22 protein-coding genes are annotated in these 23,250 nt (G+C 72.6%); 2 read left to right on the top strand and 20 right to left on the bottom strand.

Annotation, left to right across the window (positions count from 1 at the left end; translation table 11 throughout):
- Positions 1 to 10: 10 nt before the first annotated feature.
- Complete coding sequence (gene hutU / locus ACVWW9_RS07290; protein WP_456514970.1) at positions 11 to 1,669, bottom strand: urocanate hydratase; 1,659 nt, start codon at positions 1,667 to 1,669, stop codon at positions 11 to 13.
- On the bottom strand, positions 1,669 to 3,312 hold the full coding sequence (gene hutH, locus ACVWW9_RS07285; RefSeq protein WP_456514969.1) for a histidine ammonia-lyase: 1,644 nt from the start codon (positions 3,310 to 3,312) through the stop codon (positions 1,669 to 1,671). The genes hutU and hutH overlap by 1 nt, the downstream gene beginning before the upstream one ends.
- A gap of 126 nt (positions 3,313 to 3,438) precedes the next feature.
- Between hutH and ACVWW9_RS07280 the strand changes: the two genes are divergently transcribed.
- Entirely contained in the window at positions 3,439 to 4,260 is an 822-nt protein-coding gene (locus tag ACVWW9_RS07280; RefSeq protein ID WP_456514968.1) for an IclR family transcriptional regulator, read from the top strand.
- Here the strand turns inward: ACVWW9_RS07280 and ACVWW9_RS07275 are convergent.
- Entirely contained in the window at positions 4,257 to 5,489 is a 1,233-nt protein-coding gene (locus ACVWW9_RS07275) for an MFS transporter (RefSeq protein ID WP_456514967.1), read from the bottom strand. The two genes, ACVWW9_RS07280 and ACVWW9_RS07275, sit on opposite strands and share 4 nt — an antisense overlap.
- A 70-nt stretch (positions 5,490 to 5,559) precedes the next feature.
- Between ACVWW9_RS07275 and ACVWW9_RS07270 the strand changes: the two genes are divergently transcribed.
- Positions 5,560 to 6,471 carry a LysR family transcriptional regulator gene (locus ACVWW9_RS07270; RefSeq protein WP_456514966.1) on the top strand — a complete coding sequence of 304 codons (912 nt, stop codon included), beginning with the start codon at positions 5,560 to 5,562 and terminating at the stop codon, positions 6,469 to 6,471.
- A gap of 18 nt (positions 6,472 to 6,489) precedes the next feature.
- On the opposite strand, the gene ACVWW9_RS07265 is transcribed toward ACVWW9_RS07270, so the two are convergent.
- From ACVWW9_RS07265 to ACVWW9_RS07185, 17 genes are all read right to left on the bottom strand, one after another.
- A complete protein-coding gene (locus tag ACVWW9_RS07265) occupies positions 6,490 to 7,152 on the bottom strand; it encodes a hypothetical protein (RefSeq protein ID WP_456514965.1) in 663 nt (220 codons plus the stop codon).
- A 103-nt stretch (positions 7,153 to 7,255) separates the two neighbouring features.
- Positions 7,256 to 7,486 carry an SCO4848 family membrane protein gene (locus tag ACVWW9_RS07260; protein ID WP_456514964.1) on the bottom strand — a complete coding sequence of 77 codons (231 nt, stop codon included), beginning with the start codon at positions 7,484 to 7,486 and terminating at the stop codon, positions 7,256 to 7,258.
- Positions 7,479 to 8,045 carry a dTDP-4-dehydrorhamnose 3,5-epimerase family protein gene (locus ACVWW9_RS07255; RefSeq protein WP_456514963.1) on the bottom strand — a complete coding sequence of 189 codons (567 nt, stop codon included), beginning with the start codon at positions 8,043 to 8,045 and terminating at the stop codon, positions 7,479 to 7,481. The genes ACVWW9_RS07260 and ACVWW9_RS07255 overlap by 8 nt, the downstream gene beginning before the upstream one ends.
- A 68-nt stretch (positions 8,046 to 8,113) precedes the next feature.
- Complete coding sequence (locus tag ACVWW9_RS07250) at positions 8,114 to 8,539, bottom strand: DUF1801 domain-containing protein (RefSeq protein ID WP_354256535.1); 426 nt, start codon at positions 8,537 to 8,539, stop codon at positions 8,114 to 8,116.
- 48 nt (positions 8,540 to 8,587) lie between these two features.
- A complete protein-coding gene (locus tag ACVWW9_RS07245; RefSeq protein WP_456514962.1) occupies positions 8,588 to 9,352 on the bottom strand; it encodes a hypothetical protein in 765 nt (254 codons plus the stop codon).
- A gap of 88 nt (positions 9,353 to 9,440) precedes the next feature.
- Positions 9,441 to 10,634: an elongation factor Tu gene (tuf, locus tag ACVWW9_RS07240; protein WP_123697029.1), complete on the bottom strand. Its 1,194-nt coding sequence runs from the start codon at positions 10,632 to 10,634 to the stop codon at positions 9,441 to 9,443.
- A 150-nt stretch (positions 10,635 to 10,784) separates the two neighbouring features.
- Positions 10,785 to 12,899, bottom strand: a complete 2,115-nt coding sequence (gene fusA, locus ACVWW9_RS07235) for an elongation factor G (RefSeq protein WP_123697028.1) — start codon at positions 12,897 to 12,899, stop codon at positions 10,785 to 10,787.
- 91 nt (positions 12,900 to 12,990) lie between these two features.
- Complete coding sequence (rpsG, locus tag ACVWW9_RS07230) at positions 12,991 to 13,461, bottom strand: 30S ribosomal protein S7 (protein WP_123697027.1); 471 nt, start codon at positions 13,459 to 13,461, stop codon at positions 12,991 to 12,993.
- Positions 13,461 to 13,835 carry a 30S ribosomal protein S12 gene (rpsL, locus tag ACVWW9_RS07225; protein ID WP_021010916.1) on the bottom strand — a complete coding sequence of 125 codons (375 nt, stop codon included), beginning with the start codon at positions 13,833 to 13,835 and terminating at the stop codon, positions 13,461 to 13,463. Before rpsL ends, rpsG begins: the two co-directional genes overlap by 1 nt.
- A gap of 257 nt (positions 13,836 to 14,092) precedes the next feature.
- Positions 14,093 to 14,713 carry a hypothetical protein gene (locus tag ACVWW9_RS07220; protein ID WP_456514961.1) on the bottom strand — a complete coding sequence of 207 codons (621 nt, stop codon included), beginning with the start codon at positions 14,711 to 14,713 and terminating at the stop codon, positions 14,093 to 14,095.
- A complete protein-coding gene (locus tag ACVWW9_RS07215; RefSeq protein ID WP_456514960.1) occupies positions 14,710 to 15,501 on the bottom strand; it encodes a hypothetical protein in 792 nt (263 codons plus the stop codon). The genes ACVWW9_RS07220 and ACVWW9_RS07215 overlap by 4 nt, the downstream gene beginning before the upstream one ends.
- On the bottom strand, positions 15,498 to 16,103 hold the full coding sequence (locus ACVWW9_RS07210) for a hypothetical protein (RefSeq protein ID WP_456514959.1): 606 nt from the start codon (positions 16,101 to 16,103) through the stop codon (positions 15,498 to 15,500). The genes ACVWW9_RS07215 and ACVWW9_RS07210 overlap by 4 nt, the downstream gene beginning before the upstream one ends.
- Before the next feature lie 43 nt (positions 16,104 to 16,146).
- Positions 16,147 to 17,367, bottom strand: coding sequence for a hypothetical protein (locus ACVWW9_RS07205; RefSeq protein ID WP_354256552.1), 1,221 nt, complete (start codon positions 17,365 to 17,367; stop codon positions 16,147 to 16,149).
- A 21-nt stretch (positions 17,368 to 17,388) separates the two neighbouring features.
- Positions 17,389 to 17,697, bottom strand: coding sequence for a hypothetical protein (locus ACVWW9_RS07200; RefSeq protein WP_354256555.1), 309 nt, complete (start codon positions 17,695 to 17,697; stop codon positions 17,389 to 17,391).
- 168 nt (positions 17,698 to 17,865) lie between these two features.
- On the bottom strand, positions 17,866 to 18,153 hold the full coding sequence (locus tag ACVWW9_RS07195; RefSeq protein WP_123697022.1) for a WXG100 family type VII secretion target: 288 nt from the start codon (positions 18,151 to 18,153) through the stop codon (positions 17,866 to 17,868).
- A gap of 163 nt (positions 18,154 to 18,316) precedes the next feature.
- Positions 18,317 to 18,604 (bottom strand): WXG100 family type VII secretion target, encoded by a 288-nt coding sequence (locus ACVWW9_RS07190; RefSeq protein WP_123697022.1) that lies wholly within the window; start codon positions 18,602 to 18,604, stop codon positions 18,317 to 18,319.
- A gap of 70 nt (positions 18,605 to 18,674) precedes the next feature.
- Entirely contained in the window at positions 18,675 to 23,246 is a 4,572-nt protein-coding gene (locus ACVWW9_RS07185; RefSeq protein ID WP_456514958.1) for an FtsK/SpoIIIE domain-containing protein, read from the bottom strand.
- Positions 23,247 to 23,250: the final 4 nt, after the last annotated feature.

Below are 23,250 nucleotides of genomic sequence, written 5' to 3'. Positions count from 1 at the left end.
CAGCGCCGCCTCACGCGCGATCGCGCATCGGCACGCGCACGTCGTGCTCGGCGGCGAACGTCGCGGCCTCGTCGTACCCGGCGTCGACGTGGCGGATGACGCCCATCGCGGGATCGTTCGAGAGCACGCGCGCGAGCTTCTCGGCGGCGAGCTCGGAGCCGTCGGCGACGGTCACCTGCCCGGCGTGGATCGAGCGGCCGATGCCGACGCCGCCGCCGTGGTGGATCGAGACCCAGCTCGCGCCGGACGCGGTGTTGACGAGCGCGTTGAGCAGCGGCCAGTCGGCGATCGCGTCGGAGCCGTCGCGCATGGCCTCGGTCTCGCGGTAGGGGCTCGCGACCGAGCCGGAGTCGAGGTGGTCGCGGCCGATGACGACGGGCGCCGAGAGCGTGCCGTCGGCGACCATCTCGTTGAAGCGCAGCCCCGCGCGGTCGCGCTCGCCGGCGCCGAGCCAGCAGATGCGGGCAGGGAGCCCCTGGAACTGCACGCGCTCCTGCGCCATCCGGATCCACGTCGCGAGGTGCGCGTCGTCGGGGAAGAGCTCGAGGATCGCCTCGTCGGTGCGGCGGATGTCCTCGGGGTCGCCCGAGAGCGCGGCCCAGCGGAACGGGCCCTTGCCCTCGCAGAAGAGCGGGCGGATGTACGCCGGCACGAACCCGGGGAACGCGAACGCGTCGTCGTAGCCGCCGAGCCGCGCCTCCGCGCGGATCGAGTTGCCGTAGTCGAACACCTCGGCCCCCGCCGCCTGGAACCCGACCATCGCCTCGACGTGGCGCGCCATCGAGGCGCGCGCACGCTCGGTGAAGCCCTCGGGGTCGCGCCGCCGCTCGGCGTCCCAGTCCTCGAAGGCGACGCCGCTCGGGAGGTAGGCGAGCGGGTCGTGCGCGCTCGTCTGGTCGGTGACGATGTCGATCGGCGCCCCCATGGCGAGCAGCTCCGGCACGACGTCGGCGGCGTTCCCCAGCAGGCCGATCGAGAGCGGCGTGCCGGCGTCCCGCGCCTCGACGGCGCGCGCGAGCGCATCCTCGATCGTCCTCGCCTCGACGTCGAGGTAGCGGTGCTCGATGCGCCTCGCGATGCGGCTCGGGTCGACGTCGACGCAGATGGCGACGCCGTCGTTCATCGTGACGGCGAGCGGCTGCGCGCCGCCCATGCCGCCGAGCCCGGCGGTGAGCGTGATCGTGCCTGCCAGGCTGTCGCGGCCGAGCGCACGCGCGACGGCGGCGAACGTCTCGAACGTGCCCTGCAGGATGCCCTGCGTGCCGATGTAGATCCAGCTGCCGGCCGTCATCTGCCCGTACATCGTGAGCCCCTCGGCCTCGAGGCGGCGGAACTCGGGCCACGTCGCCCAGTCGCCCACGAGGTTCGAGTTCGCGATGAGCACGCGCGGCGCCCACGCGTGCGTGCGCATCACGCCGACGGGGCGCCCCGACTGCACGAGCAGCGTCTCGTCGTCCTCGAGCGTCGTGAGCTCGCGCACGATCGCGTCGAACGACGCCCAGTCGCGGGCCGCCTTACCGGTGCCGCCGTAGACGACGAGCTCGTCGGGGTGCTCGGCCACCTCGGGGTCGAGGTTGTTCATGAGCATCCGCAGCGCGGCCTCCTGCTGCCAGCCCTTCGTGTGCAGCTCGCTGCCGCGGTGGGCTCGGACCTCGCGTGCGCCGTCCATCATCGGTCTCCTTCGTCGTTCGTGTCGGTGTCGGTCGCGGCGGTCGTGCGCCCAGCGCGGAAGGCCTCGTCGCCGTCGGCGGCCCAGGAGCGCATGCGGTCGGTCAGCCCTGCCGCGAGCAGCACCGCCCCGTTCCAGACGTGCAGCCGCGTGATCTCGATGTCCCGGGCCAGGAAGCGGTCGGGGCCGATCCCGGGCACGTGCTGCCGCAGCAGCGCGATCGCCTCGCCCGTGCGCTCCCCCGGCGGCTCGGCGCGCAGCTCGATGCCGCGGGCCGCGGTCATCACCTCGATCGCCAGCACGCGCTCGAGCCCGTCGATCGCGCGGCGCAGCTTGCGCGCGCCGCCCCAGCCCATCGAGACGTGGTCCTCCTGCATCGCGCTCGACGGGATGGAGTCGACGGATGCGGGCACGGCGAGCCGCTTGAGCTCGGACACGATGCCTGCCTGCGTGTACTGCGCGATCATGAGCCCCGAGTCGACGCCGGGGTCGTCGGCGAGGAACGGCGGCAGCCCGAAGGAGCGCGACGGGTCGAGGAACCGGTCGCTGCGCCGCTCGCTCATCGATGCGACGTCCGCGATCGAGATGGCGAGGAAGTCGAGCACGGCGGCGATCGGCGCGCCGTGGAAGTTGCCGTTCGAGACGACGCGGCCGTCCGGCATGACGACCGGGTTGTCGATCGCGCTCGCGAGCTCGACCTCGGCGACGCGCTCGGCGTACGCCGCGGTGTCGCGCGCGGTGCCGTGCACCTGCGGCGCGCACCGCAGCGAGTAGGCGTCCTGCACGCGGGTGTCCTCCGGCCCCTTGTGGCTCGCGACGATCGCGCTGCCGCGCAGCAGCGCCCCGATCTGCGCGGCGCTCGTCGCCTGGCCGGCGTGCGGCCGGAGCGCCATGAGGTCTGCCGCGAACGGGGCGTCGGTGCCGAGCAGGCCCTCGACGCTCATCGCGGCCGCGAGGTCGGCGGTGTCGAGCAGCCGGTCGAGGTCGGCGAGCGCGAGGCACAGCATCGCGAGCATGCCGTCGGTGCCGTTGACGAGCGCGAGGCCCTCCTTCTCGGCGAGCACGACGGGCGCGAGGCCTGCCTCCGCGAGCGCCGTTGCCGCATCCATCGTCACCACCTCGCTCGTGCCGGGCTCCGCACCCGGCCGATCGACCTGCACGATGCCCTCGCCCATCGCGGCGAGCGCGACGTGCGAGAGCGGCGCGAGGTCGCCGGAGCAGCCGAGCGAGCCGTACTCGCCGACGACCGGCGTGATGCCCGCGTTGAGCATCGCCGCGTAGAGCTCGGCGGTCGCGCGGCGGATGCCCGTGCGGCCGGTCGCGAGGGTCTGCAGCCGCAGCAGCATGAGGCCGCGCACCACCTCGCGCTCGACCGGCTCGCCGCTCGAGGCGGCGTGCGAGCGGATGAGCGACTGCTGCAGGCGCGTGCGGTCGGCCGGCGCGATCGCGGTGTTCGCGAGCGCGCCGAAGCCGGTGGAGATGCCGTAGTGGGGGCGCACGTCGGCGGCGAGGTCGTCGATCACGGCGCGGGCCGCGTCGATGCGCTCGAGCGCCGCGGTGCTGAGCACGACCTCCGCGTCGAAGCGGGCGACCTGCACGACGTCGTGCCTGCTGAGGGGGGCGTCTCCGATGATCACTGGCATGCCCCCATTCCACTGCCGCGCGCTCGCCGCCGCATCGGCTCCGCGTCCATTGCCGTCTGAGATCTCAGACTCGGCTACGCTCGCTGTCCACCGGGCGACGGCCGGGCGGCGAGGACGGAGGGGCGGATGGCGGTGGCGAGGATGCCGGCGGCGCGGAGCGCGCTGCGCGTGCTGTCGCTGCTGGCCGAGCAGGCGGGGCCCGTGCGCGCGGCGACGATCGCGCGCGAGCTCGGGCTGCCGCGCTCGAGCGCCTACCAGCTGCTGCAGGTGATGCGCGACGAGGGCTTCCTCGTGCACTACCCGGAGCTCGGTGCGTGGGGACCGAGCGCGCGCGTGCAGCAGATCGGCTCGAGGGTCGCGGCCGCCACGCGGCTCGAGCGGCTCGCGCAGCCCATCCTCGACCGGCTCGTCGCCGCCGCGACGGTGCCGGCGACGAGCCACCTCGCGGTGCTCGCCGGCAGCGACGTCGCCTACGCGGGCCGCGGCGAGGGCAGGCGCTCCCCCGCGACCGTGTCGCGCGTCGGCGTGCGGCTGCCCGCGGTGCGCACGGCGACCGGCCGCGCGATGCTCGCGGCGCTCGGCGACGACCAGGTGCGCGCGCTGCTGCCGCACGACCGCGACCTGGCCGGCGAGCGGCCGGCGACGCGCGCAGCGCTGACGACGATGCTCGCCGCGGTGCGTCGGCGCGGATGGGCGACCGAGGAGGGCGAGGTCGACCCCGCCTACGGCTCGGTGGCCGCCGCGGCCTTCGACGCGGCGGGCGTGCCGGCCGCGTCGGTCGGCCTCACCTTCCGGCTGCTGGACGCGGGGCCTGTCGACGGCCCCGCGTGGGCGGCGCTCGGCGAGCGGTGCGCCGCCGCGGCGGCGGAGCTCGGGCGCCGCCTCGGCGCGGCGCGGGCGGGGCTCGAGGCGACGCAGCCCGAGGGGTCCGCGCTGGCCGGGTCCTAGCGGGCCGAGGCCGCCTGCATCGCGCGGCGCTCGGAGCGCTCCGCGCGCGCGGCGACGAGCGACAGCACGAGCGAGACGACGACGAGCCCCATCGCGCACGCCGTGAGCGCGGGCCAGCCGGCGGCCTCGAAGGGCAGCCCGAGCGCCCAGCCGACGACCGCCGACCCGACGTAGAAGCCGATCGTGTAGAACGCGCCCGCCTGCGACCTCGCGACCGCGCTCGCCCGCGCCCCGACCTGCGAGGCGGCGGTGGCGTGCGCCAGGAAGAAGCCGAGCGTCGCGAGCACGAGGCCCACGATCACGACCGGCAGCGGCGGCAGCGCGAGCAGCGCGAGGCCGACGAGCATGGTGCCGTGGCCCGCGAGCATCGTCGCGCGCGCCCCGATGCGGCCGGCGACCCAGCTCGACGAGCGCGACCCGATCGTGCCGGCCGCGTAGGCGACGAAGATGAGCGACGCGACCGCGGGGGCGAGCGCGTACGGCGGTGCCTCGAGGCGGAACGCCAGGTAGTTGTAGACGCCCACCTGCACGCCGACGAGCAGGAACGCCTGCAGGTAGAGCGACCGCAGGCCGGGCCCGCGGAGCGCCTCGGCCATGCGGCGGCGGCGCGGCTCGGCCGCGGGCGGCGGCCCCTCGGTCCTGCCCCGGATGGCCAGCAGGAAGACGACGATCGCCGCGGTGCCGACCGCGACGACCACGAGCACGGCCCAGCGCCATCCGACGAGCGGCGCGAGCGGACCGACGACCAGCCGGCCGGCGGCGCCGCCCACCGAGGTGCCGGCGATGTACGCGGCTGCGACGGCGGCGGCCGCGCGACCGCTCAGCCGCTCGTACGCGACCGCGACGCTCAGCGCCGGGACCGCGCCGAGCATCGCACCGCCCACGAACCGCACGGCGAGCAGCACCTCCGTGGTCGGCGCGAGGACCACCGCCGCCGAGAGCACGATCGAACCGATCGCCGCGAGCCGCATCATCGCGAGCCGGCCGAAGCGGTCGGCCGCGAACGCCCACGGGATCACGGAGGCCGCGAGGCCGGCGGTGGCGAGCGAGACGGTGAGCGCAGCCTCGGAGGGGCTCGCGCCCAGCTCGCGGGCGAGCTGGGGCAGCGCTCCCTGGATCGCGTAGAGCTGCGTGAAGGTCGCGAGCCCGAGCGCCAGGAGCGCGACGGTGAGCCTGCGGGGCGTGATCGCCGCCGCGGGACGCTCGAGGGTGGCGGATGCGGCGGTCACGGCTCCGACGCTAAGCCATCGTCAGGCGCATGACCAATGCCGCTCGGCGGGCATCCCATACGCTGAGCACATGCATGCCGAGCCGCACGACGCACGCCTGCTGCGCGACCTGCCCGTGCTCGTCGCCGTGCGGCGCACCGGCACCGTCACTGCCGCGGCCGACGAGCTCGGCATCCCGCAGCCGAGCGCGACGAGAGCGCTGCAGCGGATCGCCGGCGTGGTCGGCGCCGCGGTCGTGCGGCGGGAGGGCAGGGGCGTCGCGCTCACGCCCGCGGGCGACGCGCTCGCCGACGCCGGGGAGGCGGCCCTGCGATCGATCGACGACGCCCTCTCGGCGATCGCCCGGGCGGGCGAGATCGGCGCGAGCGAGCTCGGCATCGCGTTCCAGACGATGCTCGGCGAGCGGCTCGTGCCCGAGGCGATCCGACGGTTCCGGGCGCGCTGGCCCGCGGTCGCGCTGCGGCTGCTCCACGGCTCCCGCGCGACGTGCCTCGAGGCGCTCGCCGGCGGCACCGCCGACATCGCCGTCGTGGCGAGCCCGCCGCCATCCCACGGCGCCGTGACGATGCTCTACGCGGAGCCGCTCGTCGCGGTCGCCGCCCCCGACCATCCGCTCGCCGGCATGCACGAGGTGTCGGTGGAGGCGCTGCGCGCCTGGCCGCAGATCATGCTCGCGCCGGGCTTCGGCATCCACGACGCCGTCCAGTCGCTCTTCGCCTCGGCGGGCGAGGTGCCGGAGCCGGCGTTCGAGGTGGGCGACTACCGCGCGGCGCGCGGCCTCGCCGCGGCAGGGCTCGGCGTCGCCGTGCTGCCCCCGAGCCCCGCGCGCATCGACGACGGCGCGCGCGAGGTGCCGGTGCGCCATCCGCTCGCGCGGCGCGAGATCGGCGCCGTCGTCGCGGACCCGCAGGAGCCGGCCGTGCAGGAGCTGCTGCGCGCGCTCGTCGAGGCCGCGGCGCGACGGGTGCCCGGCGCCGCGTGAGCAGCGCCGGGCGACCGGTCAGCGGGGCACGCCGCCGTCGTAGGGGTCGTCGAGCCCGCTGGGGTCGTCGCCGCCCGACGGCGGCCGCAGCACGCCAGGACCCTGCGGGGCGTCGGGACCGGTGGGCGCACCGGGCGTCGCGGGCGCACCGGGCGCACCAGGGGCATCGGGCAGCACCGGGACCTCCGGCGCCTCCGGGCTGCTCGGGTCGGGACCGCCGGGCACGTCCGGCGCGCCGGGCCCCGGCTGGAGCGGCTCGCCAGGCACGTCGGGCGCGCCGTCGCGCTCTGCCTCGAGCTCGGCGATGCGGGCCTTGTGCTCGTCGATCGCGTCGAGCCCCTCCTGCACCGACCGCGTGTAGCGCTCGCCCGTCGCCTCCGCCGTGAAGTCGGCCTGGCCGTCGTACTGCACGTTCGGGTCCGGAGCGGGCGGCTCTCCCCCGGTGGGCACCGGCGGCTGCTCGCCGTCCGGCCCCGGCTCGTCCGCGCCGTCGAGCGGCCCGGCCGCGTCACCACCGGGCAGGGGCGCGTCGCCGTGCTCGCCGTGCCCGACGCGCGTCGTCGCGCGGTCGGTCGCCGTCTCGCCGTCGGCACCCGCGGTCGCGCCGTCGGTCGCCGTGCGCAGCGGCTTCTCGTCGTCGAGCGGCTGGTCGCCGCCATCGCGGATCGGGCTGTCTGCCATGGTCGCACCTCTCGTCAGCTGGCCGACGCGGCTGCGCCGACTGTCCCCCAGCCAACCGGATGCGCGCTGGACGCGCCATGGACGTCCGCGGTCGGGCCGCCGATCAGCGCGAGGCGAGCCACCAGATGCCGACGACCGCCTGCGCGACGGCGATGACGAGGGCCGTCCCGATGAGCGTCAGGTGCACCGTGAGGAAGCGCGTGGGCTTCCCCGCCGCGTCGCGCGAGCGCGGGTCGGCCGCGATGCGGCGCAGGAACGCCGGCCAGACGACCGCGCTGAAGGCGGCACCGATGAGCAGCAGCACGGCGCCGGCGACGCCGACCGGGTCACCCACGGGCGAGCACCTCGGCGAGCGTCGGCGCGGCGAGGTCCTTCTCGCTGATGCGCGAGCGATCGCCGGTGTCGACGGGCAGCGGCCAGTCGATGCCGAGCGCAGGGTCGAGCGGCGTGATGGCGACGCCGGTCATGCCGGGCACCCACTCCGCGGTGAAGCAGTAGACGTACTGCGTCGGGCTGTCGCCGGTCGACTGGAAGCCGTTGCAGACGCCCTCCGGCACGATGATCTGCACACCGGGCTCGAGCGCGGTCTGGAAGACGGCGCCGCGCGTCGGCGACTCGGGCCGGGCGTCGACCCATGCGCCCCACGCGCTGCCGTGGGCGATCGCGATGAGCTTCACCATCGCCTCGCCGTGCATGCCGCGGATCGCGCCCGGGTTCGTCTCGGTGACGTTCACCTGCCGGAAGGCGGGCAGCGGGATGCCGGCCGCCTCGAACGCGGAGGCGCGGAAGAACTCCCGCACCGTGCCGCGGTCCTCGATCACCTGCTTCATGCGGATGAGGGCGAGGCCCTCGATGGTCGTCTCCTGCGTCTCGAACTCGATGATCTCCACCACGCGTCCAGGCTATGGCAGTCGCGCGGCCGCCCGGCGTCGCACCGGCCGGCTGGTCAGCGGCCGCCTCGTCATCGAGCAGGGTCGTCGGTCCTGCTCCAGGCGATCCGGATGAGCCGCCGCAGCACGTCCTCGTCCACCTGCTCGAGGCGCTTGACGTAGACGCAGCCCGCGCCCTCCGTGTACGCGCCGAGCTCCGGCAGCAGCGCGGCGCCGTCCGGCAGGTCCTTGAGCCCGTACAGCGAGATGGCGGCCTTGCGCGGCGAGAAGGCCACCTTCGGCCAGTCGCCCTCGGTCGTCGACGTCCGGGACGGCGACACGTAGTGGTACGAGCCGTACCCGATCATGGTCGGCCCCCACATGACGGGCTCCGCGCCCGTCTCCTCCTGCATGATCGCCGCGAGGCGGTGGCCCTCGTCGACGCGTCGCGGGGGCTGCGCCGCGTCGAGGAACTCGTGCACGCTGACGTCGGTCGGCCTCGTCCGCTGCTCTGCCACGGCTCCATCCTCCGCTCGTGCGGCGTCCGCGTCCAGTCCCGCCGGGGCTCAGCCGCGCATCGTCGCGAGCCGCCCGCGCACGGCGTCGGCGAGCGGCCCCGGCCACCACCGCTCCCCGCCCGCGATCCGCTCGGCGAGCTCGGCGAGCTCCAGCGCCGCGACGGCATCGGCTCGTGCGAGCAGCGCGTCGAGCGCCGCCGCGAGCTCGGGACGCGTCAGCTCCACCCGCCGCCAGGGGTCGTGCGGGTCGGCGGGCCCGAGCGGCAGCTCGAGCGCTTGCGCGAGCGCGAGCAGCGATCCGGCGGCGTCGACGAGGTGCCGCCGCGCGGCGAGGCGCTCGCCGCGCGCGGCGCGCCCGCCGCCGACGAGCAGCGCGCGGTGCAGCGCGGTCGCGAGCGTCGCGGGATCACGGGGCACGGGCTCGAGGGTCGGGCGGATGCGCGCCGGCAGGTCCCCGACGCGGTCGACGACGACCCGGTGGGCACCGCTGCGGCTCGCGGCGAGCTCGGCGGGCGTGAACACCGCGTACTCGAGCAGGTGCCCGTCGTCGTAGACGACCCACGCGCCGTGCTCGGTGTCGCGCTCGTGCAGCGCGATCGACGAGCGCCGGCTCGGGAGCCACGCCGCGGTCGCGCGCAGCCGCTCCACCGCGCCCGGCTCGGCGATGACGAAGAAGTCGTGGTCGCTCCACGCGTCCGACTCGTGCCCGGCTGCGGCGGTGCTGCCGACGAGCACGAGGCCGAGCACGTCGTCGGCGTCGGCCGCCCAGTCCGCGAGCCGGGTCGAGAATGCATCGAACTCGTCGCGCTCCACATCCGGATGCTAGCCGTGGGCGGCGCCGGCCGCGCACGACGAAGGGGGCCAGGCCGAAGCCTGACCCCCTCCGAGCGCAGTCGGATGACTACTTGATGATCTTCGTCACCGTACCGGCGCCGACCGTGCGGCCACCCTCGCGGATGGCGAAGCCGAGGCCCTCCTCCATGGCGATCGGCTGGATCAGCTCGACCGTCATGTCGGTGGTGTCACCGGGCATGACCATCTCGGTGCCCTCGGGCAGCGAGATGACGCCCGTGACGTCGGTGGTGCGGAAGTAGAACTGCGGGCGGTAGTTCGTGAAGAACGGGTTGTGGCGGCCGCCCTCGTCCTTGGCGAGGATGTACGCCGTGCCCTCGAAGTTCGTGTGCGGCGTGACCGAGCCCGGCTTCACGACGACCTGGCCGCGCTCGACGTCCTCGCGCTTCGTGCCACGGAGCAGGAGACCGCAGTTCTCGCCGGCCCATGCCTCGTCGAGCTGCTTGTGGAACATCTCGATGCCCGTGACCGTGGTCTTCTGCGTCGGGCGGATGCCGACGATCTCGACCTCGGAGTTGATCGCGAGCGTGCCGCGCTCGGCGCGACCCGTGACGACCGTGCCACGGCCGGTGATCGTGAAGACGTCCTCGATCGGCATGAGGAACGGCTTGTCGCGGTCGCGGACCGGGTCCGGGATGTTCTCGTCAGCGGCGTCCATCAGGTCGACGATGGCCTGGGTCCAGGCCTCGTCGCCCTCGAGCGCCTTGAGCGCCGAGACGCGCACGACGGGAGCGTCGTCGCCGTCGAAGCCCTGGCTCGAGAGCAGCTCGCGGACCTCGAGCTCGACGAGCTCCAGGATCTCCTCGTCGTCCACCATGTCGGACTTGTTGAGCGCGACCATCAGGTACGGCACGCCGACCTGCTTGGCGAGCAGCACGTGCTCGCGCGTCTGCGCCATGGGGCCGTCGGTGGCGGCGACCACGAGGATCGCGCCGTCCATCTGGGCAGCACCCGTGATCATGTTCTTGATGTAGTCAGCGTGACCAGGAGCGTCGACGTGCGCGTAGTGGCGCTTCGGCGTCTCGTACTCGATGTGCGAGATGTTGATCGTGATGCCGCGCTGGCGCTCCTCGGGAGCGGAGTCGATCGACGCGAAGTCGCGCTGCACGTTGGTGGCCGACGGGTACTTGTCTGCCAGGACCTTCGAGATCGCAGCCGACAGCGTCGTCTTGCCGTGGTCGACGTGACCGATCGTTCCGATGTTGACGTGCGGCTTGGTCCGCTCGAACTTGGCCTTAGCCACTGTGTCCTCCTAGGACTGTTCTCATGAGTGCGCCGCCGCGTCGCGGCAGAGCGTTCGGGTGGTGTGTGTTTATGGTACTTGCGACCTCGGTCAAGGTGAAACCGAGGCGAGCGGCGGTGCGCCGGGGCGGCCTCTCGGCCGCCCCGGGCGTCACTCGCCCTTGCTCTTCTGGACGATCTCGTCCGAGACGGCCCGGGGGACCTCGGAGTAGGTCGAGAACTCCATCGAGTAGACGGCACGGCCGGACGTCTTCGACCGCAGGTCGCCGACGTAGCCGAACATCTCCGACAGCGGCACGAGGGCCTTGACGACCTTCACGCCCTGGGCGTCCTCCATCGACTGGATCTGCCCGCGACGCGAGTTCAGGTCGCCGATGACGTCGCCCATGTACTCCTCCGGCGTGCGCACCTCGACCGCCATGAGCGGCTCGAGGAGCACCGGCTGAGCCTTGCGCGCTGCCTCCTTGTAGGCCATCGAGCCGGCGATCTTGAACGCCATCTCCGAGGAGTCGACGTCGTGCGCCGCACCGTCGAGCAGCGTCGCCTTGACGCCGACCGTCGGGAAGCCGGCGAGCACGCCGACCTGCATCGCGTCCTGCATGCCCGCGTCGACCGAGGGGATGTACTCACGGGGCACGCGACCGCCGGAGGTGGCGTTCACGAACTCGTAGGTCTCCTCGCCCGACAGGTCCATCGGCTCGAGCTTGATCTGCACCTTGGCGAACTGGCCGGAGCCACCCGTCTGCTTCTTGTGCGTGTAGTCGTACTTCTCGACCGTGCCCTTGATGGTCTCGCGGTAGGCCACCTGGGGCTTGCCCACGTTGGCCTCGACCTTGAACTCGCGCTTCATGCGGTCGACGAGGATGTCGAGGTGGAGCTCGCCCATGCCCTTGATGACCGTCTGACCGGTCTCGGGGTTGTTCTCGGTCCGGAAGGTCGGGTCCTCCTCCGCCAGCTTCTGGATGGCGAGGGAGAGCTTCTCCTGGTCGGCCTTCGTCTTCGGCTCGATGGCGACCTCGATGACGGGCTCCGGGAACGTCATCGACTCGAGGACGACCTGGTTGGCCGGGTCGCTCAGCGTGTCGCCGGTCGTCGTGTCCTTGAGGCCGATGACCGCGTAGATGTGACCGGCGGTCATCGAGTCGACCGGGATCTCCTTGTTGGCGTGCATCTGGAAGATCTTCCCGATGCGCTCCTTCTTGCTCTTGGTCGAGTTCGCGACCGCGGCACCCGAGTCGACGTGACCCGAGTAGACGCGCACGTACGTGAGGCGACCGAAGAAGGGGTGCACGGCGACCTTGAAGGCGAGCGCCGCGAAGGGCTCGTCGCGGTCGGCGTGGCGCTCGATGATGACCTCTTCGTCGCGCACGTCGTGACCCGGGATGGCGGGCACGTCGAGCGGCGTCGGGAGGTAGTCCACGACCGCGTCGAGCATCGGCTGCACGCCGCGGTTCTTGAACGCGGAGCCGCAGAGCACGGGGTAGATCTCCGAGGCGACCGTCATCTTGCGGATGGCGGCCTTGATCTCGGCGACCGTGAGCTCCTCGCCCTCGAAGTACTTCTCCATGAGGGCGTCGTCCGTCTCGGCGACGGTCTCGAGCAGAGCCTTGCGGTACTCGTCGGCCTTCTCCTTGAGGTCGGCCGGGATCTCCTCGATGGCGTACTCGGCGCCCATCTTCACGTCACCCTTGGCGTCACCGCGCCAGGTCTTCGCGTTCATCTCGACCAGGTCGACGATGCCCTCGAAGGCGCTCTCGGAGCCGATCGGCAGCTGGATGACCAGCGGACGAGCGCCGAGGCGGTTGATGATCGTGTCGACCGTGAAGTAGAAGTCGGCACCCATCTTGTCCATCTTGTTGACGAAGCAGATGCGGGGCACGTCGTACTTGTCGGCCTGGCGCCAGACGGTCTCGGACTGGGGCTCGACGCCCTCCTTGCCGTCGAACACGGCGACCGCGCCGTCGAGCACGCGGAGCGAGCGCTCCACCTCGACGGTGAAGTCGACGTGACCGGGCGTGTCGATGATGTTGATCTGGTTCTTGTCCCAGAAGCAGGTCACGGCGGCCGACGTGATCGTGATGCCGCGCTCCTGCTCCTGCTCCATCCAGTCGGTGGTCGACGCGCCGTCGTGCGTCTCGCCGATCTTGTGGTTGACGCCCGTGTAGAACAGGATGCGCTCGGTCGTCGTGGTCTTGCCGGCATCGATGTGGGCCATGATGCCGATGTTGCGGACCTTGTTCAGGTCGGTGAGCACGTCCTGTGCCACAGGGTTCCTCCGATGAGTGGATGGAGCGGGGTTTGGGGGTGTCGCGCGGACGGGGGCCCCGGCCGGGGCCGGGACCCTCGTCAGCGGACGATCACCAGCGGTAGTGCGCGAAGGCCTTGTTCGACTCGGCCATCTTGTGCGTGTCCTCGCGACGCTTCACCGCGGCGCCGAGGCCGTTCGATGCGTCGAGGATCTCGTTCTGCAGGCGCTCGGTCATGGTCTTCTCGCGACGCGCCTTGGCGTAGGAGACGAGCCAGCGCAGCGCGAGCGTGTTCGCGCGGTGCGGCTTGACCTCGACGGGGACCTGGTAGGTCGAGCCGCCGACGCGACGCGACTTCACCTCGAGGGTCGGACGGATGTTGTCGAGACCCTTCTTGAGCACGACGACCGCGTCCTGGCCGGACTTGGTGCCGACGCCGGCGAGCGCGCCGTAGACGATGCGCTCGGCGAGGCCCTTCTTGCCGTCGAGGAGGATCTTGTTGACGAGCTGCGAGACGATCGGTGCGCCGTAGACGGGGTCAGCAACGACCGGGCGCTTGGGGGCGGGACCCTTGCGAGGCACTACTTCTTCTCCATCTTCGCGCCGTAGCGGCTGCGAGCCTGCTTGCGGTTCTTCACGGCCTGGGTGTCGAGCGCGCCGCGCACGATCTTGTAGCGCACACCGGGGAGGTCCTTCACACGACCGCCGCGGACGAGCACCATCGAGTGCTCCTGGAGGTTGTGGCCCTCACCGGGGATGTAGGCGGTGACCTCGGTGCCGTTCGAGAGCTTCACGCGGGCGACCTTGCGCAGCGCCGAGTTCGGCTTCTTCGGGGTGGTGGTGTAGACGCGGGTGCAGACGCCGCGCTGCTGGGGGTTCGCCTTGAGTGCGGGCGCCTTGGTCTTCGAGACCTTCGGCGACCGACCCTTGCGGACCAGCTGCTGGATGGTGGGCACGTTGCTTCTTCCTGCTGCACGGTGACAGCGGTTCGATGTGGTTCGCCGGCATCGCCGGCACCATCGGTGATCCACCGCGCGCTCTCGCGCACTCCTCGCGGGTGGTGGATATGCCGTGGGGGATCGCGGACTCTGGTCCGCGGCCCAGTGCGGCCCGCTCGCTCCCCGCGCATGACGCAGGGCGCGCACGTGCGCACACCCGATCAAGGATAGGGCCACCGCGCATGCACGGTCAAGCGTCGGCGGGACCTCGCGGGTCAGGCGGCGGGTCGCACCCAGCGCAGGGTCGACGCGCACGCGTCGAACAGCAGCCGCAGGCCGTCGATCGCGGGGTCGTCGGCGTCCATGTCGAGCGGCCTGCCGATCGTGGCGGTGAGCTGGAGCGCCTTGCGCCGCTGCGTGCCGGGCATGGGCGTGAGGTAGACGACCGTCAGCACCCGCAGCGACTCCTCGCCGACGGTCTCGAGCTGGTCGCGCTCGAACCGCACGATGCGGCGTGCGTCGTCGAGCGCCGTCGCGCCGAGCTCGCGGATCGCGTGGCGGACGACGTCGTCGAGCGAGACGTCCGGCTGCGCGCGTCGCACGGAGGCGAGCATCGAGGCGGGCGCCCAGAGGGTCTCCTCGCTCTGCTCGGACGGCGTGAAGAAGGCCACGACGTCGCCACGCCGCATCATCTCGAAGGAGTCGCGCAGCATCCCGCTGGCCTGCGCGAGCAGCTCGGGGCGGTGCGCCTGCATCGCGCGCGTGCGGATGCCGGCGAGCATCGCGTCCTGCTGCGCCTGGTCGGGCCGATGCCGGGCCCAGCCGGGCGGGAGGTCGAGCTCGAAGTCGGGCTCGGGCGCGACGCCGAGCGCTGCCCGCAGGTCGGTGTCGGTCATCGCTGGAGCTCCTGGTCGAGGCGGTGCAGGGTGCCGAGCTCGCCCTGCCGGGCGCGGTCGGCGATCGGGCGAGGCAGCCTGCCGCGCTCGGCGAGCAGCTCGATCGCAGCATCGCGGTCCGCGAGGATCTGCTGGAGCTCGGCGTCCGGGATGCGCGCGAGCGCCGCGCGCAGGGCGTCGCCGTCGTGCGCGCGCAGCGCTGCGTCGCGCTCGGCGTCATCGCTCGGCGCGCGACCGAGCGCGAGCAGCAGCAGGCCGAACACCAGGGCGAGGGCACCGGCCACGAGCACCGGGATGCGCCACGTCGCCGCGCCGCCGAACCCCTGGAGCGACGAGGCCGTGCCCATCACCCACCAGGTGGTCGCCCCGAGGACGGCCGTGCCGAAGGCGAGCAGCAGCAGCGTGCCCTGTCGCTCGCGGCGGCTGCGGAGCCACCAGACGATGGCCACGGCCTGCACGACCGCGGCGATCGCGAAGCACACGCCCGCGATCGGCACCGAGGTGGAGGCATCCATGCGGTGGAAGCCGAGCGGGTCGCCGAGGATCGCGGCGAGGCCGATGAGCGGAGCGATGAGGGCGAGCAGCGCGGGGAGCATGAGCCAGAGGCCCGCCATGCCGCTGCCCTTGGCCGCGGCGACGCGCGCGAGGCCCGCGCCGTCCTCCCCCATGTGCTCGAGCGCCGCGGGGTGGCGCTGCAGGGCGTACGCCTCGAGGATCCCGAGGCGCGGCTCCGCTGCGGCGGAGAGGTCGTCGGCCCACGCGGCGGCGGTCTCGTGGCGCAGGCTCATGCCGAGCCCTCCTCGATCGGCCAGCCGCCGTCCGCGACGAAGACCGCCGGGGGCGTCGAGCGGAACGCGCTGCCGTCGGGACGCTCGACCTCGATGCGGTCGATGAGCCCCACGAGGCCCGTCATCGACAGCGCGAGCACCTCGGCGAGGGTCGGCTCGACCGAGACGACGACCGTCGACTCGCCGTCGTCGAACGCGTGGATCACGAAGGCGGCCGTCGTGCCCGGGCGGACGTCGTCGAGCGAGGCGGTCCCGCTCACCTGCACGCCGGGGCCGAGCGTCGCGCTCTCGAAGGGCGCGACCGACGCCCCGGACGCGCGCCAGTCGGGGATCGCCGCGCTCGCGACGATGCGCGCGTGCACGGTGGCGAAGACGGGCATCGCGCCGGGCCAGACCTGCCACGACAGCAGGTCGTCCGCGCTGCGGCGGGCGAGCCCGGCGGTCAGCAGCGCGGGGACGACCTGCTCGAGCTCTGGCGTCCAGCGGCCGCCGAACGCGGTGCGGAGCCCGTCGGTGCGCGCCGCGACCCAGTCCTGCGCGTCGTCATCGCCGTCGAGCGCGGGCATCCCGAGCCACCCGGGAGCGATCGTGCTCGCCGACATCCGCCATGTGCTCACTCGTCCGCCCTCCGTCGTGCGCGGCCGATCACCAGAGGATGTCGAACGCGGGGTACTGCTTCTTGATCGTCTCATGGCCGGTGAAGAGCGACACCCAGCCGTCGTACTTGAGCGGCACGCCCATCAGGCCGTGCATGAGGTCGGCGGCCGTCGCGAGCGCGGGCAGCACGCCCGTCGCGCCGGCGCTCAGCTTCTCGTACGCGGCGACGTCGCGGCCCGTGATGAGGCGCGCCATCACGTCGCCGAAGCCGTTCGGGTTGTTGCCCGTCGCGAACTGCTTCAGGCCGCCGAGCAGGCCGCTCGCGCCGCGCCCGGCGAAGAGGTAGGCGAAGCCCAGCTCTCTCGCCTGCGATCCCGCGGCGCTCCACGCCGTCTTGCCGAAGACGCCGCCGAACATGTCGTCGGCGAAGCTGAACTTGCCGCCGAAGATCTTGCCGAGCTTGCCGAACGGCAGCACCCCGACGATCGCGAGGCCGAGCTGCAGCCAGCCGGCGTCGCCGCGCACCTTCTGGTAGATCGTGAGCGCGAGCGCGATGACGCCGATCACGGCGCCGATGAGCGCGAGGATCGGCCCGCCGACGATGATCGCGAGCACGCCGACCACGAGGCCCGCCCAGCTGAGCGCCTTCTGCAGGCCCGCGACGAAGCCGTCGACGTCGTCCCAGAAGCCGTCCTTCACCTTGCCCTCGAGCACGTCGCCGATGCCCTTCGCGGCGGTGTCGAACGCGTCCTCCCACGTGTCGTAGTCGGCGTCCCACAGCCCGGCCTCGGTCTCCCAGGCCTCGTACGCCGCGAGCTTCGCCGCGTCCTCCTCGGCCTGCTCCTTCGCCTCGGGGCTGTCGTCCTCGGGCTGGAACCAGCCGCCGGTGCCGCGCGGCTCGACCGAGCCGGGCAGCGACGAGAACGTCGCCCACAGGTCGGCGCACGTGTCGACGTGCGACCGCAGCTTCGGCTGCACCTCGCCGAGCGCCTCGCCGTAGGTGACGAGCACGGGCCCGGTCGGCTCGTAGAGCTCGCCCGCCTGTCGCAGCAGCCCGTGCGTGTCGCCGACGACCTCGCGGAGCTTCTCGACGGCGAGGCCCTTCTGGCCGTCGGCTCCGCTCTTGACCTGCTCGAGCATCGTGGCGCTCGAGAGCATCGACTGCCCGAGCGCGGTGATGCTGTTGCCCCGCTCCACGATGTGGCCGGCGTCGCCCTCGACGTACTCGATCCAGCGGCCCTTGGGCGACTGCGGTCCTGCGTGCACCATGGTGGTCTCCTCGATCTCAGGTCAGGCCGCGGCGTCCGCGGACTCGAGCTCCAGCGCGGCTTCCTCGTCGAACTTCGCGAAGCCCTCGAGCACGCCCTGCACGTGGTCGCGCACCTTCGTCATGTCGCGCGCGAGGTCGACGCGCTTGTCGTTCCAGCGGCTCTCGAAGTCGCCGGCCCGGTCGCGCAGGTCGCCGCGGCCGAAGGGCCGCCCGATGGCCGCCTCGAGCTCGCTCGACCGGTCGCCGGCACCCTCGAGCTCGGCGATGATCGAGTCGAGCTGCTTGCGGAGCGCGAGCAGCTCGTCGAACGTGATCAGCACGTCGGTCATGGTCTCCCCTTGGTCGGCACGGCGGTCGCGCTCTCGTCCATCTCAACCTAAGCGAGCTGAGGATATGTCGCGATGGGGAGGACTCCCCACGTCGCGCGGTCGCGCCGCCTCAGCCGCGAGAGCGGGGGCCGGCCACCCGGCCGGCCCCCGCTCGCTGCGTGCGTCGGCTCAGCTGCCGGCCATCTGCTCGTCGAGCGACTGGATCGCCTGCATCATGCCGCGCAGCGCCTCACCCATGTCCGAGATGCCCTCGATGGCCTGCTCCAGGCCCGTCGTCAGCTCCTCGTAGCCCTCGCCGAACTTGCCCGACGCGTGCTGCGTCTTGAAGTCCTCGCCCAGCAGGGTGTCCACCTGGCTCTTCAGGTCCTTCAGGACCCCCGAGATGTCCTCGCGGCCGGTGTCGAGCTTGCCCGCCACCGACTCCATCTCTGCGTAGGAAGCGCCGAAGTCGCTCATAGCCGTCTCCTCATCGAATCGTCCTCCGGGGCCCGACCGGACCACCTGCCCATAACGTACGGAATCCTCACTGAAAGTGCCATGGGGAGAGGTGCCCATGCCTCGGGCGGGCAGACGGAAGGGGCCCGGCATCGCTGCCGGGCCCCTCGTGGTCGTGCTGGCGTCAGCTGCCGGCCATCTGCTCGTCGAGCGACTGGATCGCCTGCATCATGCCGCGCAGCGCCTCGCCCATGTCCGAGATGCCCTCGATGGCCTGCTCCAGGCCCGTCGTCAGCTCCTCGTAGCCCTCGCCGAACTTGCCCGACGCGTGCTGCGTCTTGAAGTCCTCGCCCAGCAGGGTGTCCACCTGGCTCTTCAGGTCCTTCAGGACCCCCGAGATGTCCTCGCGGCCGGTGTCGAGCTTGCCCGCCACCGACTCCATCTCTGCGTAGGAAGCGCCGAAGTCGCTCATTGGTCCGATCCCTTCATCGTTGCCGAATCCATGGCCCAGCCGGACCATCCGCGATCACGCTATGCGGTGCTCAGTGCACGCTCAATGGGGAGGACTCCCCATGCTCGACGATCGGCGCGGGCGGCCGCGCGGCGCTCTCCGGCACGAGCGGCAGCTGCACCGTGACGGCGCGCCCCTGCTGCACGAAGATGCCGCGGCCCTCCGGGAAATCCGAGCGCTTGACCTTGGGGAACGGCACCTTGAAGACCGAGTCGCCGTCGTAGGCGTCGGGCTTCAGGATGATGCCCTTGCGTCCGGCCTTGAAGTCGCCGATGAAGCCGTAGCCGCCCGTGACCTGCGTGACGTCGGCGTCGCCGACGAGCAGGTGGTCGCTGCGGTTGATCGCCTGGAAGAGCTCCTTGAGCGCGCGCTCCGCGTCGGAGTCGGCGAACTGCGGCACGTTCTCGACGACGATCATGATCCGGCCAGGGATCGTCTCGTCGGCGACGATCTCGGCGAGCTCCTTCGCGAGCTCCTTCGCCGCATCCGGCCGGGTGACGCTGCGCACCCACGGGCGCCAGTCCTGCAGCACCGAGCGGCGGCCGCCGAAGTGGAACAGCTTGACCTCAGGGTCGAAGCGCTCCATCGCCACGACGAGCGCCTTCATGGCGTTCGTCTTGCCCGACCCAGGAGGGCCGGCGACGATGAACGTGCCGATGGGATCGAAGTCGCGCGCCGCGAGCGTGTCCTCCGCGACGCCGAGGACCGGCAGCTCGTCGACGCTGTCGGGCAGCTGCTCGAGGGCGAGCCGGGTGGGCAGGGCGCCGATCTCCTCGACGTCCTTCGCGCCGTGCTCGCGCAGCGACTGCGCGAGCTGCGCCATGAGCTTCGACTGCTCGGCGACGTTGGGCGTGCCGCCGAGCACCGCCACCTGCATCTCGAGGCCGTCGACGATGCCCCTGCCCGGCGCGGACCGGTCGTCGAGCACGTCCTTGGGCGCGCCCACGAGCATGTAGCCCGACTCGTCCGAGAGCCGCAGCACGACGCGGCGCGAGATGTTCGAGCTCACCGCGGTGGGCACGGCGCCCGAGCGGTCGGCCGTGGCGATCGCGTGGATGCCGAGCGGCCGGCCCTCGCCGAGGATGCGCATGAACACCTGGTAGAAGGGCGAGCGGGCGCTCGTGACCTCCCAGTCGGCCTTGAACTGCGGGAAGTTGTCGAGCAGTAGGAAGATGCGCGACGCGCCGGGGTCGACGAGGTCGCGGTACTCCGTGAGGTTCGCGGCGTTCGCGGCGGCGAACGCCTTGCCGCGGCGGTCGAGCTCGCGCCCGAGCGAGCGCAGCAGCCGCTGCACGCGCTCGGCGTCGTCGCCGGCGATGATCGAGCCGACGTGCGGCAGCACCTCGAGCGACTTGAGCGCACCCGAGGCGAAGTCGAGGCCGTAGACCTCGGCGCTGCCGAGCTCCGGCCGCATGCCGGCGGCCGTGCCGATCGTCTTCAGGAGCGTCGACTTGCCCGAGCCGGAGGTGCCGTACACGAGCATCGAGCCGTCGCGGTCGGGCAGGAAGTGCACCGGGTCCTGGCGCTGGCGCTCCGGGACGTCGGCCTTGCCGAGCACGATCTTCGCGTCGCCCTCGATGGGCAGGTCGCGCAGGTCGACCGTCGCGGCGAGGTCGTCGAGCCAGGGCCGCCGGGGCGCGGGGATGCGCGCCTGCTGGGTCGCCGCGATGAGCGTGCGCACGATGCGCTTCTGGTCGTTGGGTCCGAGGTCCTCGTCGTGCGAGTCCGACTCCGGCACGGTCTCGGGCTCCCAGCGCTGCTCGGAGCCGAACCGCAGCTCCGCCACCTTCACGTCGGCGACCTGCACCTCGTCGGGCCGGGTCCAGCCGCCCGCGTAGGCGGCCTGGAAGGGCACGAGCCTGCCGGGTCCGGTCTTCGCGATGCCGCGGCCGGGGATCGAGGGCGGGAAGGATGCCGCGATCGTGTCGTCGACGACGTCCTTGGAGTCCGACTCGTCGGCCATCCGCAGCGCGACGCGCAGGTTCGTGTTCGCGCGCAGGTTGTCCTTGATCACGCCGGCGGGGCGCTGCGTCGCGAGGATGAGGTGGATGCCGAGCGAGCGGCCGCGCTGGGCGATGTCGACGACGCCGTCGACGAACTCCGGCACCTCCCCCGCGAGCGCCGCGAACTCGTCGACGACGAGCACGAGCGCGGGCGGCGTCTCCGGGTCCTGCCGCTTCTCGAGCTCGAGCAGGTCCTTCGCCTTCTTGCGGTTGAACAGGTGCTCGCGGTGGTGCAGCTCGGCGCGCAGGCTCGTGAGCGCGCGGCGCACGAGGTGCGGGCTGAGGTCGGTGACGAGGCCCACGCAGTGCGGCAGCTCGACGCAGTCGGCGAAGGCGGAGCCGCCCTTGTAGTCGACGAAGAGGAAGGTGACGCGGTCGGGGCTGTGCGCCGCCGCCATGCCGAGCACCCACGCCTGCAGGAACTCCGACTTGCCCGAGCCGGTCGTGCCGCCGACGAGCGCGTGCGGGCCCTGCGTGCGCAGGTCGAGCGTCATCGCGTCGGTCGCGCCCTGGCCCATGATGGCGCGCAGGGTGCCCGACTTCTTGAGCCGCGGCTTCGCGCCGCCCGAGCGGTCGAGGATGGTGTTGTTCTGGCGCCAGCGGTCGATGACCGCGCCGGGCTCCTCGGCGAGGTCCGGGCCGACGAGCGACAGGAACGACACCTGCTCGGGGATGTCGGAGGAGTCGTTGATGACGATGCTCGCGTCGACCACCGGGGCGAGGCGCTTCGCGAACATCTGCATGTACTCGCCGGAGACGCCCTCGACGCGCACGCCCTCGTAGTCGACGCCCGAGCGCACGGTGCCGACGCGCGCCGCCTCGAGCCCGCCGCTCACGTCGACGAAGCTGCGGCACACGGCGGGGAGCGACTCGACGGTCGGCGCGACGAACACGCCGTAGACGCCGACCGCGGCGCCGCGCTCGAGGATCTGCGTGAGGCGCGGCCGGTCGACGGGGGCGTCGTTCGTCACCACGAGCACGACCGAGGTCTGGATGCTCGTGACGGTGTCCTTCGCGGCGCGCTCGACGTCGGAGCCGTAGCGCATCGGGTCCCAGTCCTCGTCGAACGGGGTCTTGCGATCGGGCGCGGCCTGCTTCGACCGGCCGAGCACGAGCTCCTCGAGCGCGTTGAGCAGCGCGGTGCCGGCCGTCGAGGAGTCGGCGAGCGGCATCTGGCTGAACGGGCTCGTCTCGCTCGTCGTGTGGGGCAGCCACTTCATCCACTCGAGCTCGCTCGTCCACGCCGCGTCGCAGATCGCGACGGTCACGAGCTCGTTCGGCGCGTGCAGGCCGTAGAGCTGCACGGCCAAGCCGCGCAGCGCATCCGCGGTGAGCGACTTCGGGCCGGCGATGCCGATCGATCCGACGGCCGAGAACGACTCGACGATCGGCACGTCGTCGACGTAGCGGTAGCGCTCGCGCAGCCGGTCGACCCGCTCGACGTACTCGGGCAGGCCGTCCTGGATCTCCTCCTCCTTGATGGAGTTGCGCGACTCGGCGCGGCACGTGCCGAGCCGCACGGAGAGGAAGTTCCAGTGCTCGGGCCTGCGCGTCCAGAGCATGGGCCCGAGCCGCATCGCGTGCTCGAAGACCTCGGCGACGGGCGGCACCTCCATGCCGCGCACCTGCTCCTCCTTGGGCTTCTCGCGGTAGAGCAGCTCCTCGAGCTCCTCGTACCGCGACTCGAACATCTGCACCTCGAACTTCTGCTTCTGGCCGTTCTGCGTCTTCATGTTGATGAAGTTGCCGAGCAGCATGAGCGGCGTCATGAGGGCGATGATGATCGAGCGCGGGTTGTTCGTCATCGCGAACATCGCGCCCGCGAGCAGGATCGGGGTGACGAGCATCGGCCACGGGAAGAGCCGCTGGATGATCTCCTTCGGCATCCGCGGGCCCTTGAAGTCGGTGCCCGGGTAGCGCGCCTCGACGCGCGGCGACCGGTTGAACATCAGGGCGCCGCCGCGCTCGAGCACGGGGTCGGGGCCGGATGCGTCGAAGGCGCCCGCGAGCGACACGGTCAGCTCGGTGTCGCCGATCGTGAAGCGCGCACCGGGGACGACGCGCAGGCGCGAGACGAGGCCGCCGTCGACGAGCACGCCGTTCGCGGAGTTGAGGTCGACGACCTCGATGTGCGCACCGACCTCGATGCGCGCGTGGCGCTTCGAGACGAGCTGGTCGGCGAGCACGATGTCGTTCGACGCGTCGCGGCCGATGGTGGCGTGGCCGCGCCCGAGCTGGAACTCCTGCCCGGCGAGCGGGCCGCTCACGGCGCGCAGCACCGCGACGACCTCGAGCGCGCTGCCCGCGGGCCCGCCGCGGCGCACGCCGCCGGCACCGAGGTTGACGACCTGGGTGTGGAAGCCCGAGCCGATCGGCGCCTCGCCGATGAGCGCGTCGGGCTGCAGCTGCACGAGCGCCTGCTCCGTCGGCGGGGCGACCGCGAGCGAGAGCGTGTCGGTGTCGGCGAACGGGATCGAGCGCGCGGGGTCCGCGAGCGCGATCTGGCGCGCGACGTCCTCGACGGTCGCGGTCGAGTCGGCCGTGATGACGACGTCGGTGGGACCCGTCGCCGTCCGGTGCAGGGTGAGCTTGACCTTCACGTGG

It is taken from the genome of Agrococcus sp. UYP33 (assembly GCF_054060915.1).
The sequence above is the reverse complement of the archived record's forward strand: the minus strand, read 5'-3'. Positions and strand labels throughout refer to the sequence as shown.

Coding starts and splice junctions, on each gene's coding strand:
- ACVWW9_RS07210 (WP_456514959.1), bottom strand. CDS start 16,103: ATGTCGGCGAGCACGATCGCTCCCGGGTGGCTCGGGATGCCCGCGCTC.
- ACVWW9_RS07195 (WP_123697022.1), bottom strand. CDS start 18,153: ATGAGCGACTTCGGCGCTTCCTACGCAGAGATGGAGTCGGTGGCGGGC.
- ACVWW9_RS07220 (WP_456514961.1), bottom strand. CDS start 14,713: ATGACCGACACCGACCTGCGGGCAGCGCTCGGCGTCGCGCCCGAGCCC.
- ACVWW9_RS07280 (WP_456514968.1), top strand. CDS start 3,439: ATGGCGGTGGCGAGGATGCCGGCGGCGCGGAGCGCGCTGCGCGTGCTG.
- ACVWW9_RS07265 (WP_456514965.1), bottom strand. CDS start 7,152: ATGGCAGACAGCCCGATCCGCGATGGCGGCGACCAGCCGCTCGACGAC.
- hutH (WP_456514969.1), bottom strand. CDS start 3,312: ATGCCAGTGATCATCGGAGACGCCCCCCTCAGCAGGCACGACGTCGTG.
- ACVWW9_RS07270 (WP_456514966.1), top strand. CDS start 5,560: ATGCATGCCGAGCCGCACGACGCACGCCTGCTGCGCGACCTGCCCGTG.
- ACVWW9_RS07190 (WP_123697022.1), bottom strand. CDS start 18,604: ATGAGCGACTTCGGCGCTTCCTACGCAGAGATGGAGTCGGTGGCGGGC.
- ACVWW9_RS07200 (WP_354256555.1), bottom strand. CDS start 17,697: ATGACCGACGTGCTGATCACGTTCGACGAGCTGCTCGCGCTCCGCAAG.
- ACVWW9_RS07215 (WP_456514960.1), bottom strand. CDS start 15,501: ATGAGCCTGCGCCACGAGACCGCCGCCGCGTGGGCCGACGACCTCTCC.
- hutU (WP_456514970.1), bottom strand. CDS start 1,669: ATGGACGGCGCACGCGAGGTCCGAGCCCACCGCGGCAGCGAGCTGCAC.
- ACVWW9_RS07205 (WP_354256552.1), bottom strand. CDS start 17,367: ATGGTGCACGCAGGACCGCAGTCGCCCAAGGGCCGCTGGATCGAGTAC.